The following is a 12,803-nucleotide window of genomic DNA, read 5'->3' as shown; positions in this document are numbered from 1 at the left end:
TTTTCGGAGACTGAAGTTCACGTTAGCGACGTCGGGCGCAATCTGGCAAGGGATGCATCATTCAGTCCGGGCGGCAGGCGCCGGCAAGAGTGCGGTCACTTCGATCTCGATCCGGTATTTCGGGTCGATCAGGCCGCATTCGATCATGGTGGCGGCCGGTGGGTTTGCGCCGAACGTCTCTGACAGGATCGGCCAGCAGGGCGCGAACTCTGACCGGTCAGGCAGCATGTAGCTGACCCGCACCACATCGGCAAAGGATGCCCCGGCCTCGTTCAGGGCATTCTTGATGATGTCGAGTGCTGCACGGCACTGATCCACAACACCGTCGCCCTGCCCCACGGTTCCGGCAACGTGCACGAATCCGCCCGCGACAACGGCCCGACAATACCCCACCCGGTGTTCAAACTCCCCACCGGACGAGATGCGCCGAATGGCCATTGTCTAGCCTGCGGTGGCTGCTGTTTCCTTTTCCGCATCCGCATGAATCATCAGCGGCGCGGCTTCGGAACGGGCCGATTCCTCGTTGACGACCACCTTGGTCACGCTGTCGAGACCCGGCAATTCGAACATGGTGTCCAGCAGGATATCCTCGAGGATCGACCGCAGCCCCCGCGCGCCTGTCTTGCGTTGGATCGCGCGTTTTGCGATCGCCGACAGGGCATCATCGGTAAACTGTAGTTCGGTATCTTCCAGTTCGAACAACCGCTGATACTGTTTCACAAGCGCGTTCTTGGGTTTCGTCAGGATGGTCACCAACGCATCCTGATCTAGATCTTCGAGCGTCGCCAAAACAGGGAGACGGCCGACAAATTCCGGGATCAGGCCGAACTTCAACAGGTCTTCGGGTTCAAGATCGGTAAAGATCTCGCCCACGCCGCGATCGTCGTCATCGCGCACATCGGCCCCAAAGCCCATCGCGCTGCCCTTGCCACGCTGAGCGATGATCTTGTCGAGCCCGGCAAACGCCCCGCCACAGATGAACAGGATGTTGGTCGTGTCCACCTGCAGGAATTCTTGCTGGGGATGCTTGCGTCCGCCCTGTGGCGGCACGCTGGCTACGGTGCCTTCCATCAGCTTGAGCAAGGCCTGCTGGACACCCTCGCCCGACACGTCACGGGTGATCGACGGGTTCTCGGACTTGCGGGTGATCTTGTCGACCTCGTCGATATAGACGATGCCACGCTGCGCGCGCTCCACGTTGTATTCGCTGGACTGCAACAGCTTGAGAATGATGTTCTCGACATCCTCACCCACATATCCCGCCTCGGTCAGTGTCGTCGCATCCGCCATCGTGAACGGCACATCCAGGATTCGTGCCAGTGTCTGCGCCAGCAACGTCTTGCCACAACCGGTCGGGCCAATCAGCAGGATGTTGGACTTGGCCAGCTCGATATCGCTGCCTGCCTTCTGGGCGTGGTTCAGTCGCTTGTAGTGATTGTGCACCGCCACGGACAGGACGCGCTTGGCCGTCGCCTGGCCGATCACATAGTCATCGAGGACTTCGCAGATATCCTTTGGCGTCGGAACACCGTCGGTCGCCTTGAGCCCCGAGGCCTTGGTTTCTTCGCGGATGATATCCATGCAGAGTTCAACGCATTCATCACAGATAAAGACGGTAGGGCCAGCGATCAGCTTACGGACCTCATGCTGGCTCTTGCCACAAAAGCTGCAGTAAAGCGTATTCTTGCTGTCGCCGTTCGAGTTCGTTGCCATGATCAACCTTTCCGGCTTCGTTTTCCACGCCGCCCCGTCTTTGACAGGACAGATTCACCCACCTCGCGGCAGCTTAGGACAGCGCTCAGGGCATCACAATCGCAAATCGTGCCCGTGTTGCACCGGGTGGTCCGGCGCTGCCCCGTTTTTCTGAAACTCAGACGTCCGTGTCTTCGCCCTTGTCCCGGCTGGCCACGATCTCGTCGATATGGCCCCATTCCTTCGCCTCTTCCGGAGACATGAAGTTGTCCCGATCAAGCGCCTTTTCAACGGCCTTCTTGGTCTGCCCGGTGTGCTTGACGTAGATGTCATACAGCCGGTCCTTCAGTTTTTGCGTCTCTGCCGCATGAATCATGATGTCGCTGGCCTGACCCTGATAGCCCCCGCTAGGCTGGTGCACCATGATCCGGCTGTTGGGCAGGCTGAACCGCATTCCCGGCTCGCCGCCGGCCAGCAGGACCGACCCCATCGACGCCGCCTGCCCGATGCAAAGCGTGCTGACCTTGGGTTTGATGTACTGCATGGTATCATAGATCGACAGGCCCGATGTCACCACGCCGCCGGGCGAATTGATGTACAGGCTGATCTCCTTGGACGGGTTTTCCGCCTCGAGATGCAGCAACTGGGCGACGACCAGGTGGCTCATACCGTCGTGGATCGGTCCGTTGATGAAAATGATCCGCTCCTTCAGCAGGCGCGAAAAGATGTCATACGCCCGTTCACCGCGGCTCGTCTGCTCCACGACCATCGGGACAAGGGTATTCATGTAGGTTTCTGTGGGATCAAACATCTGTGCCTGCCTGCTGCGTTGGATGATCGGGAGGATACCCGACAATGTGTTTGCAGAGTCTTAGTATCGCCGTCGGGGGGCTGCAAGGGCAGCAACCGAATTTGCCGAGCGCTCTTTTCGCCCCAGAACGCAGCACGGGATCGTCAAGCGACGTTTCCGGGACACAATCGTTGGCGGAAATTCATCCGCCAACGCCCTTTCTCTTTGCCATGACCGGACGTGTCCGGCGACCCGCTGGCCGCTATTCGGCGCCACAGTCGGCGAGGCTGCGCGCCATGCCGCGCAGCAGATCCGCATAGAGGTCCGGACCCGGAACCAATTCGGTTCCAAGCGGATCGAGCACCCCGATCTGCAACCCGGTTCCTTCTGACGTCGCGGCCAGCAGCCGATCGTTGAACTGTGGTTCGCGATAGGCGCATTGGATGTTGCCAGCCAACAAGAGCTCGCGCAGTTCCGCCACGCGTGCCGGGCTTGGATCAGCCGCGTCGCCAAGGCTGAGCGCGCCGGCAAAGTTCAATTCGAACCGACTGTCAAAATACTGAAACGCATCGTGAAACGTCACGAAGGGCCGGGACTTGACCGGCTCAAGCGTCACCGCAAGCTCTGCATTCAACACGTCAAGATCTGCCTGCGCCGCTGCGGCATTCGCCCGGTAGTGTTCCGCATTCTGTGGATCGATCTCGGCAAGATGCTCTGCCATCATCCCCAACCATCGCTTTCCATTCTCGGGATCCAGCCAGGCATGCGGGTCAAGATCGCCATGCGCGTGATCGTGTTCATGATGCTCTGCATGGTCTTCGGCGTGCTCTTCGTGACCGTCGGCGTGATCCTCATGACCTTCATCGTGATCTTCGTGACCTTCATGACCGTCAGCGTGATCTTCGTGGCCCGCGTCCCGAAATTCGTGTTGCACGGTCCCGGGTGCCTCAAGCAACCCAACGACATGGGCCTGTGCGCCCAATGTCGCCAATGGTTTTTCCAGCCACGGCGTCAGCGCATCACCGACCCAGAACACCAGATCAGCCTCTTGCAGGGCTCTGGCCTGTGACGGGCGAAGCGCATAATTGTGAGGCGAAGCGCCCTGTTCGATCAAAAGATCCGGTACGCCTACCCCTTCCATTACCTGTGCCGCCAGTGCATGCACAGGCGCGATATCCGCAACAACCTGCGGCACCTCGGCAGAAACTGCACCAGAACAGAGCAGAAACACAAAAACTGAACTTCGAAACGGCGTCATGACATCCTCGCAAAAACCGATTGGAAACTGGGCCTATCTGCTATATGTCATGTTATAACATATCAATACCAAATTTCCGGACAGGCCCAGATGACCGACATCGCATTTGAACCGCATGACCACAGCCATTGCCGCGAGGACGCCCTGCGCCGGGCCGAAACGCTTTGCGCGGATCAAAAATTGCAGTTCACGCCGGTGCGGCGACGTGTGCTGGAGATCCTGTTGCGTGATCACCGCGCGCTCGGGGCCTATGACATCCTGCCAATCCTTGCCGAGGAAGGACTGGGATCGCAGCCGCCCGTCGTCTACCGCGCGCTTGATTTTCTGGTGCAGCACGGGTTGGCGCACCGCATTGAACGATTGAATGCCTATACCGCCTGCGCCCATCTCGACCGCGATCACGTGCCGGCCTTTCTCGTCTGTCGAACCTGCAAGTCCGTGGCCGAGACGGAAACCGACCTGACCCAGGGGCGGCTTGGCACCATTGCACGGGAAACCGGGTTCACCATCGAACGCCTCGTGGTCGAGGCAGAAGGCCTGTGCCCCGGTTGTGCAGGTGCAGGGGCCGCCCCATGACTACCCCCCTGATTTCCGCCAAAGGCCTAGACATCGTTCAGGGCGGCCGCGTGATTCTTAAGGGCGTGACGCTCGACATCGTGCCGGGCGAAATCGTCACCATCGTCGGTCCCAACGGATCCGGAAAATCGACGCTTCTGCGGGCTCTGATTGGTGCGCTCCCACCGAAACACGGCACGGTCACGCAGGCACCCAACCTGCGTATCGGCTACGTTCCGCAAAGGCTGGCGATCGATAACGCCTTGCCGATGACGGTGCGCCGCTTCCTGTCGCTGCCCCATCGCATCGACAACAAGACGGCGCAATCGGCGCTGGATCAGGCCAGCGTTCCCGATATCGCGAACAGGCAGATGGCCGCCCTCTCGGGTGGTCAGTTTCAGCGCGTGCTGCTTGCCCGGGCACTGCTCGACCGCCCGCAACTCCTGTTGCTGGACGAAGCGACACAGGGACTGGACCAACCCGGCTCTGCCGCCTTTTACCGCCAGATCGAGGATGTGCGCCGGGATCTCGGCTGCGCCGTTGTCATGGTCAGCCACGATCTGCATGTGGTCATGGCCGCGTCGGACCGGGTGCTCTGTATCAACGGGCATATCTGCTGCGAAGGAACACCAGAAATCGTTGCAAGCGCCCCGGCCTATCGCGCCCTGTTTGGCAGCGGCACCAAAGGCGCGCTGGCACTCTATCGTCATGAGCACAGCCATTCGCACGATCACGATCACGCCCACGAGCATGACCACGGAGATGCCGCCTGATGTTTGACGATTTCCTGATCCGCGCCGCCCTTGCGGGTCTCGGCGTGGCCCTGGCCGCCGCCCCCCTGGGCTGTTTCGTAGTCTGGCGCCGGATGGCATACTTCGGAGAAGCCACCGCGCACGCGGCGATCCTTGGCGTGGCGCTTGCGCTGGCCTTTCACCTGCCCGTGCTGCCCATGGTGCTGCTCGCGGCATTGATCATGGCGCTGGCGGTGCTGGCCCTGACCGGGCGCGGGTATGCAATGGATACGGCCCTTGGGGTCATGGCCCACAGTGCGCTGGCCATAGGGCTGGTGGCCGTCACCATGCTGGCCGATGTGCGTCTCGACCTGATGGCCTTCCTGTTTGGCGATATCCTTGCCGTCAGCAAGAGCGATCTGGCCGTGATCTGGGGCGGTGCGGCGCTGGTGCTGGCGCTGATGACGTGGCGCTGGTCGGCGCTCCTGACCACAACGCTGAACCCGGACCTTGCCCGCGCCAGCGGCCTCAATCCCCGACGCGAGGATTTCATCATGACGCTGGCGCTGGCGCTTGTGGTCGCGGTGGCGATCAAAGTCGTCGGCGTCCTGCTGATCGCGGCGCTTCTTGTGATCCCCGCCGCAACGGCCCGCCCCCTGGTCCGCACGCCCGAGGCGATGGCCCTTGGCGCGGCGCTGATCGGCATGACATCGGTTCTCGGAGGTCTCTGGGCGGCGCTCATGCTCGATACGCCCACCGGCCCCAGCATCGTCTGCACCGCCGCCGCCCTGTTTGCGGCAACTTCATTGATGGCGGCGCTCAGACCCGCACGCTGAACCGGTCACATCACCGACCAAGAGAACTTTGCGCACAATCCCGCAAACACCACTGGAAAGATGATACGCGAGAGGACATCGATCCGTTCCGCCGTTTGGTGGCGCCCGCGTGACGCAAGATACCCCGTGCCCAGGCATTGCAACAAGGCCGCGAAAACAAAGACCGTGGCGACCGCGATGTACCGATCCAGAAACGTGAAATACCCGAGGCGCGGCAGCATGTTCGTTGTCGCAAAGATAAACGCGATCATGGTCAGAACCGCAGTTGCCGACAGGCCCAACTGGGTGCCGAACTCCTTGGCATCGATCCAGAACACCATCCATGACATGCTGACAATCAGCGCAATCGGCAGCATGATTTTCAGAACATAAAAGCCGCTGTAGCGCTCGAGCGAAAGTACGACGTCAAACGTGGCATGTGTCTTGCCCGTGGCCTTGAGCGTTTGCTCGCCCACCTCGATATCCACCCCGAGAACCTGCCAGTCGGAAATGTTCAGAACCTGCGCGATCCCCGAATACTCAGGATCGGCAATCACGTTGACCTTGGGTTTGGTCCAGTCCAGCGGAAAAAACCGCAAGCTGATTTCCTGCGTATCAAAGGGAAAGCTATCAAGCGAATGATAGCTCGAAAACGTGCCCGCGCCGCGTTGCAGGTAGGTCACCTTCCCACCTTCCTCGATGCTGACAGTTTCGGGCCATCGCATGAAAATCCGCCCTGAATTGCGCAACAGCAAGACCGGAAACCAGATGTCGGTCGTGGCCAACCTGCATCCAGTCCACGCCGCCAGTCGCGGATCGGTCCAGTGCATGCGCAGCGCGATGTCGAGCGTAATGGTCTGCTCGACATCATCGATCCCTCTCAGATCCACGATATATGCGCCCACTGTCACATCCGTCGGTACACCGGCGACACCGGGCCGTACATCCGTCCTGATGTTCGGAGGCGCGCAGGATTCCTGCGCTGTGACCAGCCCCGGAAGGCATGCCAGAAGCAGCGCGGCCAGACTGGTCATCAGGCACGATAGGGCAGGCTGGCGCATGGAATCTCCTCGGGTTAGACCGCTTTCGCATTGGGTACTTGGACCATCATTCGCAGTTCGCCTGAAAGATCCATAGAATTCGGAGCCGTCCGGCCAACAGCGCGATTTCACTACAAGCGCACACTTCGTCGTTCGATTTACCATTCGATCACGGCGGTTTGCGGACATTCATCCGTGATGACGGCATTGAAAGGCGGGCGCCCCCACGGTCCGCTCGGTTCATGCTGACACTGGGCTCTATGCTGCGACCCCGGAGACGCACCCCGGCCGCAGGTCCCCGCATCACCTGGTCCACCGTGTGCGGCGCTGCCAGGCCCTCCGGTCGGCAATCACCTTCGCTGCTGCCCCAAGGACCAGGACGCAGAGAATGCTCTTGGAGACCAAACCCATCGTTCCCTCGACCAACATCGCATGGGCGACGCTCGTCGTCACGGCAATGGCGACACAGGCGGTATGACCAATGCGCCATCGGTTCGGGCGCATCCGTTTGCGCAACACGGCGAGGAAAGCCGCAGCAAAGATCGCCCACATCGCGATCACGCCCCAATCAGAAAATGGCGTAGGTGATACAAACAGCAACGCATCGACGACGTCCGGGGGGCTGGTCAACCAGAGACCGGCGATATGGATGACCACGGCACCAACGAGAATGCCGCCAGTTACACGATGTGCCTCGCGCGCTCGCCACGTGGACAGGCCCGGAAGGTATCCCCCGGCCAGCAATGGCTGAATGAGGAGCAACGCCATCGCAGTCACCCCCGCGAAGCCTGCCACGATGTAGATTGGGTCACGCCACGCGAGCAGCGGGCTTTGCGCCGCCACGCACAGCGGAATGACTATTGTGAAGGCAAGGGCGATCCAGAACACGACCGCTTTGACATGTCTCATCTGTCTCAGACAGGCAAAAGGACGAAATCAGCGCTCAGTGCTGTGTCTTCTGAACGCGCCATGATCGGACGCAAGAACACTGTCTCGAAATCGGCGCTGTCATAGGCAAGATGGCCATGCGGCTGTCCAAACGCCGGGACAATCTGCGGCATCTCGAGGCGGAAAGCTCCGTTGGCATCCGTCAGCGTCGCACCGTGACTATGCGGGTCACGCTCGTGCCCCTCGGTGGTGTGTGCCCAGATCTGAATGCGCTGGCCCGCCAGCGGCGCGCCGTCACCGGCACGACGCACGGTTCCGGTCATCCAGAACCCACCGCCGCCGATACGTTCGACAACGGGAGCGCCCGGAAGATAGTTGTTTGCCCCTCCGCGCATCGAACGCGTCGGTTTAAGGCCCTGTGCCCGGGCAGGAACGGCGAGACCCGAGAAGCCAGTCACCATCGCTGATGCTGCACTGGCGAGCACGGTGCGGCGTGATGGCAAGACTCCTATCATGCTGGTCTGTCCTCAATGGCAAACGAACGCCCGGTCATTCGTCCGATCGGGCCGATCAAGTGGTCCTCAGACGGAATCATCAGACTGTCGCGCAGATAAAAGGTACCAGATTTGGAACGTGGCGCGAACTGCTCCCACGGCTTCGTGAAGGCGCAACGCCCAGACGATTCGGTCCTTTCAGGTTTCCGAAGCGTCGTCATTGGCCAACCGTCAAATCGTGCGGGCGGTGCGTTAGAGTCCCGCGCCATTTTCCCACCATGTATAAAAGCGTAAAATTCTCAGTAATTTAGCGGCATTTCCTTGTCTCACATTGTTGCATATTGCCCTATACTATCCCACATATTGGCTGGCAAAAAACGGGATGATATGACGAGAACCTTGACCAATCTCGCCCTCAAGATCGGACGCCGCACTCACGGCGCGCGGCAGATGCCCGATGCACCGCACGGCGGGACCAAAAGGCTTCCATTGGAAAGCAAGACAGTGACAAGTTACGCATTGGGGCAAACAATCTGGCGAATGTCGGTTCCAGAATGGTCAGAATCGTACGCGCTGCGCCGCAACTCACACTTAAGGTCCTATCGCGACGGTGCGTTGACCAGTGTAAATGACGTGATGCAATCACATGGCTGGACGAGCCTTTTCGCTGGCGTTATTGTTCGCTCGCAGCGCCGGCAAACTGGCCACATCCCGATCACTCCGAGCTTTGCCAAGTTAGCAAAAAAGTGATGGGATGCGCATGCAACAATTTTACCTGATGCCGTATGATGCGAGCCAGAATAGGATCCGACAAACCTGATGCCTGTAACAAATTCACTGGATTCAAACATCCTGTTCGTCGGCCACAGCCTGGTCAACCATGATCTGCCGGCCATGCTGCGGGGTTTTGTATCGCAGACCGGCGGGACCGGATCCGTTCAGGAGCATATCATCAACGGCTCCCCCTTGTGGTGGAGCTGGGAAAACGCAGATCGGGCTGAACTACCCGGCTTTGGCGTCAATGCCAGAGAGGAGTTGCCTCAAGGACAGACCGATGTGCTGATCCTGACCGAGGGCGTCCCGCACCCCAGCTTTGCAGAGGCGGTCGAAGGCGCGTCGAACTTCTACAACCTGGCCATCTCGGCGAACCCGGATACCCAAGTCTACATGTACGAAACCTGGCACGATCTGAGGTCAGGGACACCGGGATTTGATGTCGAATACGATCCGGAAGACGATATACCCTGGAGAGAGCGCATCGACCATGCTCTACCGCAATGGCAGGCCATCGTTGATGCCGTGAATGACCAGCGGGCCCCGGACGCGCCCGAGATGCTGCTTATCCCGGTCGGACAGGTGATGGGACGCCTCTACGATGAGATAGCCGCAGGAAACGTGCCCGGCATCTCTGACATCAGGGAACTCTTTATTGACGACATTCATTTGAACGATTTGGGGCTCTACCTTGTCGCGATCGTTCAATACACGACCGTGTTCGGTCAACGCCCGGACGATGTAGAACTGCAGCAATACGGGCAATGGGGCGAAGCTTTCGACGCTCCATCGGCGGAACTGGCCGCTTTCATGAAAGACATCGCCTGGGACGTGGCGATGGGCGACGCTGATGGCGAGACTATCCATGGCGGAACCGGCAACGATATCCTTGCCGGTGGCGAAGGGGACGACACCTTCAACGGTGGGGATGGGACCGACGAAGTACAGCTTGATGGCGCGTGGGACGAGTTCGAATTTTCCTTTGATAGCACATTGAAAATCGCCGATACCAACACGACGTCCGGGGTCAACGAAGGCGTTGACACGTTGATCGGCATTGAAGTTGTGACCTTCTCGGACGGAACCTTCGCAGACGTGACTGTTGGCGTGGACAATGTGATTGTCACATTTTTCACGGAGATGGACGTGCATTTCGCGCGCACTGTTCTCGACTCGGGAAACAGCAGAGACTGGTCGAGCTACATGCACATTTTCGATGCAGATGGAGTAACCGAAACGGGCCGGACCACGATTTTTGACGACGGCCGACTACTCGAAATCGACTTCGAGGCCACCGGGATCCGCTTGTCGCAGGCATTGACGGACATTGCAGATGACTATTCCTGGGACAGCAAGACAACGACCTTCGGCGCAGATGGCACGACCAAGATCGATCGGATCACCACCTACGACGACGGACGGTTGTTCGAAATCGATTACGATGCCGCCGGGGTCCGCTTGTCGCAGACAGTGATGGACACCGCAGATGTCTATGTTTGGAACGAAAGGACGACAACCTTCGGTGCGGATGGCATAATCAAGACCGATCGGATCACCACCTATGATGACGGACGGGTGCTCGATGTCGACTACAATGACGCCGGGATCCGCACGACGCAGACAATGACCGACGCCACCGACGTCTATGTTTGGGAAAGCTACAATCAGACATTTGACGCAGACGGAAATCTGCTCGGCACCACCTATATCGACGATACCCCGCTTGTTTGAGCAGACCCTCGCGCCTGAACGGGGGCATTGCCGCAAACATCGGGCAAAAAAAATAATGGTTGCATGGCGGATAGGTCGAGCGCGCGATCAACTTTTTAGCCACTGGGCGAAGATCCGAAGATGGAAATTCTAAAACGCGCGAAATCGGTTTTGTTTGCTGTTGGCCTGTAAAGGTTGGGCTAAGATGGCCTTAAATCGCTCGTTCGCATCGACGACCTGATATGAGATCGATTTAGCACCATCAAACCTCATTTTGGCTGTGCTCGAGTTCGGATTGAACGACGTTTCTCTGAACCATTTCGGAGTAAGGCTCCTGCGGGGGCCGTCTGAGTTCGGTTACGATCCGATGATAAGTCCGACGTTATGTCCGACTTTATTTACTGCCCTCAAATCGAAGTTCTCTCTGCAGCCGATTGCATTCGTCGTCGGCAATGGTCGGATGAGGACAAGCACCGGATTGTTGAGGAGAGTTTTGTCGGTCACAGGCAAGTGACAGCCACGGCTCGGCGGCATGGCATTTGCCGATCGCTGTTGACGATCTGGCGGCGACAGTATCGCAACGGAGAGCTGGGTGCGGGCCGCCCGGTATCCTTCGCCCCGGTGACCGTCACGAAGGGTGTCCCTGCCTCTCAAACGGGGCCGGTTGATCCCCCTGACCTTGCACGGACCTCTCAGGTGGAGATAGCCCTGCCGAATGGCCGTCGGCCTGTCGTGCCCACCGGGGTCGAGCCGGAAGCGCTTGCGCGGATCCTGTCAGTGGTGGACGGGCAATGATCGCGTTTCCGGCAGGCGTGAAGGTCTGGATCGCCGGCGGCGTGACTGACATGCGGCGGGGCATGAACACGCTGGCATTGCAGGTGCAGCAAGGTCTCGGGCGTGAAGCTCGAGATCGCCATGCTCAAGCGCGACAAGTACGGTCGCAGCGCCGAGCGCACCGCCCGGCTGATCGACCAGCTCGAGTTGCAGCTCGAGGAGATGGAAACCGCTGCGGCCGAAGATGCCATCCGTGCCGAGCAGGCGGCGGAGAAGACGAAGGTCGCAGGCTCCGAGCGGCGCAAGCCGGTGAAGAAGCCGTTCCCTGAGCATCCGTCGCCCGGCAGTCGCTGCTTGCAGCGATGAGAGGGGGCCGCGCGAACGGGTCGTGGTCGAGGCCCCCTCAAACTGCGCGTGCTGCGGATCCGAACGGATCGTGAAGATGGGTGAGGACATCACCGACACGCTGGAGGTGGTGCCGCGGCAGTGGAAGGTGATCCAGACGGTGCGCGAGAAGTTCACTTGCCGGTCGTGCGAAAAGATCAGCCAGCCTCCAGCCCCGTTCCACCCGATCCCGCGCGGTTGGGCGGGCCCGAGCCTTCTGGCCATGATCGTGTTCGAAAAGTTCGGGCAGCACCAACCGTTGAACCGCCAGGCCGACCGCTATGCCCGCGAGGGCGTCGACCTCAGCCTGTCCACGCTCGCCGACCAGGTCGGCGCGGTGACCGAGTTGCTGACGCCGCTGCATGCGCTGATCGAAAACCATGTCATGGCGGCCGACCGATTGCATGGGGACGATACCACCGTGCCGCTGCTGGCCCGGGGTGGCACGAAGACCGCGCGGCTCTGGACCTATGTGCGCGATGACCGCACCGTCGGCGGTAGCCGCCCCGCCGACGGTGGTCTTCCGCTTCTCCCGCGATCGGGGCGGGGAACATCCCACAAGGCATCTCAAGGGATGGCAGGGGATCCTGCAGGCCCCCTCTCGTGGTTTGCAAGCAAACCACTGCCGGGCAGTGGATGCCTATGCCGGATACAACCAGCTTTATGATCCGAAAAGATCACCGGGGCCCGTTGCTTCAGCTCTGTGTTGGGCACACGCGCGCCGCAAGTTCTTCGAGCTCGCGGATGTCGAAAAGAACATTCGCAAGGGCAAGAACGCCAAGGAGATCTCGCCGATCGCGTTCGAGGCGGTGAAGCGCATCGACGCCCTGTTCGAGATCGAGCGCGACATCAACGGCAAATTCCCCGCCGCTCGCCTCGAGGTGCGACAACGCCAGTC

Annotated in this window: 13 protein-coding genes and 1 pseudogene; 7 read left to right on the top strand and 7 right to left on the bottom strand. The window is 59.9% G+C overall.

The window, feature by feature from the left end:
- Positions 1-57: 57 nt before the first annotated feature.
- From QO231_RS00070 to QO231_RS00055, 4 genes are all read right to left on the bottom strand, one after another.
- Positions 58-438, bottom strand: a complete 381-nt coding sequence (locus QO231_RS00070; RefSeq protein ID WP_316771722.1) for a RidA family protein — start codon at positions 436-438, stop codon at positions 58-60.
- Between the two features lie 3 nt (positions 439-441).
- Complete coding sequence (gene clpX, locus QO231_RS00065) at positions 442-1,713, bottom strand: ATP-dependent Clp protease ATP-binding subunit ClpX (protein WP_316771718.1); 1,272 nt, start codon at positions 1,711-1,713, stop codon at positions 442-444.
- 157 nt (positions 1,714-1,870) lie between these two features.
- A complete protein-coding gene (locus QO231_RS00060; RefSeq protein ID WP_316771716.1) occupies positions 1,871-2,503 on the bottom strand; it encodes an ATP-dependent Clp protease proteolytic subunit in 633 nt (210 codons plus the stop codon).
- 241 nt (positions 2,504-2,744) lie between these two features.
- On the bottom strand, positions 2,745-3,740 hold the full coding sequence (locus QO231_RS00055; protein ID WP_316771713.1) for a zinc ABC transporter substrate-binding protein: 996 nt from the start codon (positions 3,738-3,740) through the stop codon (positions 2,745-2,747).
- A 90-nt stretch (positions 3,741-3,830) separates the two neighbouring features.
- Here QO231_RS00055 and QO231_RS00050 point away from each other — a divergent pair, with 90 nt between their 5' ends.
- Genes QO231_RS00050 through QO231_RS00040 form a run of 3 tightly spaced genes read left to right on the top strand, consistent with a single transcriptional unit; the run spans position 3,831 to position 5,862 of the window.
- Complete coding sequence (locus tag QO231_RS00050) at positions 3,831-4,316, top strand: transcriptional repressor (RefSeq protein WP_316771710.1); 486 nt, start codon at positions 3,831-3,833, stop codon at positions 4,314-4,316.
- Positions 4,313-5,068, top strand: a complete 756-nt coding sequence (locus tag QO231_RS00045; protein ID WP_316771708.1) for a metal ABC transporter ATP-binding protein — start codon at positions 4,313-4,315, stop codon at positions 5,066-5,068. Before QO231_RS00050 ends, QO231_RS00045 begins: the two co-directional genes overlap by 4 nt.
- Complete coding sequence (locus QO231_RS00040) at positions 5,068-5,862, top strand: iron chelate uptake ABC transporter family permease subunit (protein ID WP_316771705.1); 795 nt, start codon at positions 5,068-5,070, stop codon at positions 5,860-5,862. The genes QO231_RS00045 and QO231_RS00040 overlap by 1 nt, the downstream gene beginning before the upstream one ends.
- A 5-nt stretch (positions 5,863-5,867) precedes the next feature.
- Here the strand turns inward: QO231_RS00040 and QO231_RS00035 are convergent, their stop codons facing one another.
- The 3 genes from QO231_RS00035 to QO231_RS00025 form a co-directional block, all read right to left on the bottom strand.
- Positions 5,868-6,902 (bottom strand): ligand-gated ion channel, encoded by a 1,035-nt coding sequence (locus QO231_RS00035; protein ID WP_316771702.1) that lies wholly within the window; start codon positions 6,900-6,902, stop codon positions 5,868-5,870.
- Positions 6,903-7,184: 282 nt separating this feature from the next.
- A complete protein-coding gene (locus QO231_RS00030; protein ID WP_316771699.1) occupies positions 7,185-7,790 on the bottom strand; it encodes a ferric reductase-like transmembrane domain-containing protein in 606 nt (201 codons plus the stop codon).
- Positions 7,791-7,795: 5 nt separating this feature from the next.
- On the bottom strand, positions 7,796-8,284 hold the full coding sequence (locus tag QO231_RS00025) for a peptidase associated/transthyretin-like domain-containing protein (protein WP_316771696.1): 489 nt from the start codon (positions 8,282-8,284) through the stop codon (positions 7,796-7,798).
- Between the two features lie 378 nt (positions 8,285-8,662).
- Between QO231_RS00025 and QO231_RS00020 the strand changes: the two genes are divergently transcribed.
- The 4 genes and pseudogenes from QO231_RS00020 to tnpC form a co-directional block, all read left to right on the top strand.
- Positions 8,663-9,013, top strand: coding sequence for a hypothetical protein (locus QO231_RS00020; RefSeq protein WP_316771693.1), 351 nt, complete (start codon positions 8,663-8,665; stop codon positions 9,011-9,013).
- A 69-nt stretch (positions 9,014-9,082) separates the two neighbouring features.
- Positions 9,083-10,768, top strand: coding sequence for a hypothetical protein (locus QO231_RS00015; RefSeq protein ID WP_316771690.1), 1,686 nt, complete (start codon positions 9,083-9,085; stop codon positions 10,766-10,768).
- Between the two features lie 363 nt (positions 10,769-11,131).
- Positions 11,132-11,542: an IS66-like element accessory protein TnpA gene (gene tnpA / locus QO231_RS00010; RefSeq protein ID WP_316771687.1), complete on the top strand. Its 411-nt coding sequence runs from the start codon at positions 11,132-11,134 to the stop codon at positions 11,540-11,542.
- A gap of 93 nt (positions 11,543-11,635) precedes the next feature.
- Positions 11,636-12,803: pseudogene (gene tnpC / locus QO231_RS00005) on the top strand (IS66 family transposase); the annotation flags it as partial.

This window comes from Sedimentitalea todarodis, from assembly GCF_032595355.1.
GTDB classification, from domain to species: Bacteria; Pseudomonadota; Alphaproteobacteria; order Rhodobacterales; family Rhodobacteraceae; genus Sedimentitalea; species Sedimentitalea todarodis.
The sequence above is the reverse complement of the archived record's forward strand: the minus strand, read 5'-3'. Positions and strand labels throughout refer to the sequence as shown.

What these genes read in the sequence shown, in the direction of transcription:
- tnpA (WP_316771687.1), top strand. Translation starts at nt 11,132, where the DNA reads ATGTCCGACTTTATTTACTGCCCTCAAATCGAAGTTCTCTCTGCAGCC.
- QO231_RS00050 (WP_316771710.1), top strand. Translation starts at nt 3,831, where the DNA reads ATGACCGACATCGCATTTGAACCGCATGACCACAGCCATTGCCGCGAG.
- QO231_RS00070 (WP_316771722.1), bottom strand. Translation starts at nt 438, where the DNA reads ATGGCCATTCGGCGCATCTCGTCCGGTGGGGAGTTTGAACACCGGGTG.
- QO231_RS00035 (WP_316771702.1), bottom strand. Translation starts at nt 6,902, where the DNA reads ATGCGCCAGCCTGCCCTATCGTGCCTGATGACCAGTCTGGCCGCGCTG.
- QO231_RS00040 (WP_316771705.1), top strand. Translation starts at nt 5,068, where the DNA reads ATGTTTGACGATTTCCTGATCCGCGCCGCCCTTGCGGGTCTCGGCGTG.
- QO231_RS00060 (WP_316771716.1), bottom strand. Translation starts at nt 2,503, where the DNA reads ATGTTTGATCCCACAGAAACCTACATGAATACCCTTGTCCCGATGGTC.
- QO231_RS00025 (WP_316771696.1), bottom strand. Translation starts at nt 8,284, where the DNA reads ATGATAGGAGTCTTGCCATCACGCCGCACCGTGCTCGCCAGTGCAGCA.
- QO231_RS00030 (WP_316771699.1), bottom strand. Translation starts at nt 7,790, where the DNA reads ATGAGACATGTCAAAGCGGTCGTGTTCTGGATCGCCCTTGCCTTCACA.
- QO231_RS00055 (WP_316771713.1), bottom strand. Translation starts at nt 3,740, where the DNA reads ATGACGCCGTTTCGAAGTTCAGTTTTTGTGTTTCTGCTCTGTTCTGGT.
- QO231_RS00045 (WP_316771708.1), top strand. Translation starts at nt 4,313, where the DNA reads ATGACTACCCCCCTGATTTCCGCCAAAGGCCTAGACATCGTTCAGGGC.
- QO231_RS00015 (WP_316771690.1), top strand. Translation starts at nt 9,083, where the DNA reads ATGCCTGTAACAAATTCACTGGATTCAAACATCCTGTTCGTCGGCCAC.
- clpX (WP_316771718.1), bottom strand. Translation starts at nt 1,713, where the DNA reads ATGGCAACGAACTCGAACGGCGACAGCAAGAATACGCTTTACTGCAGC.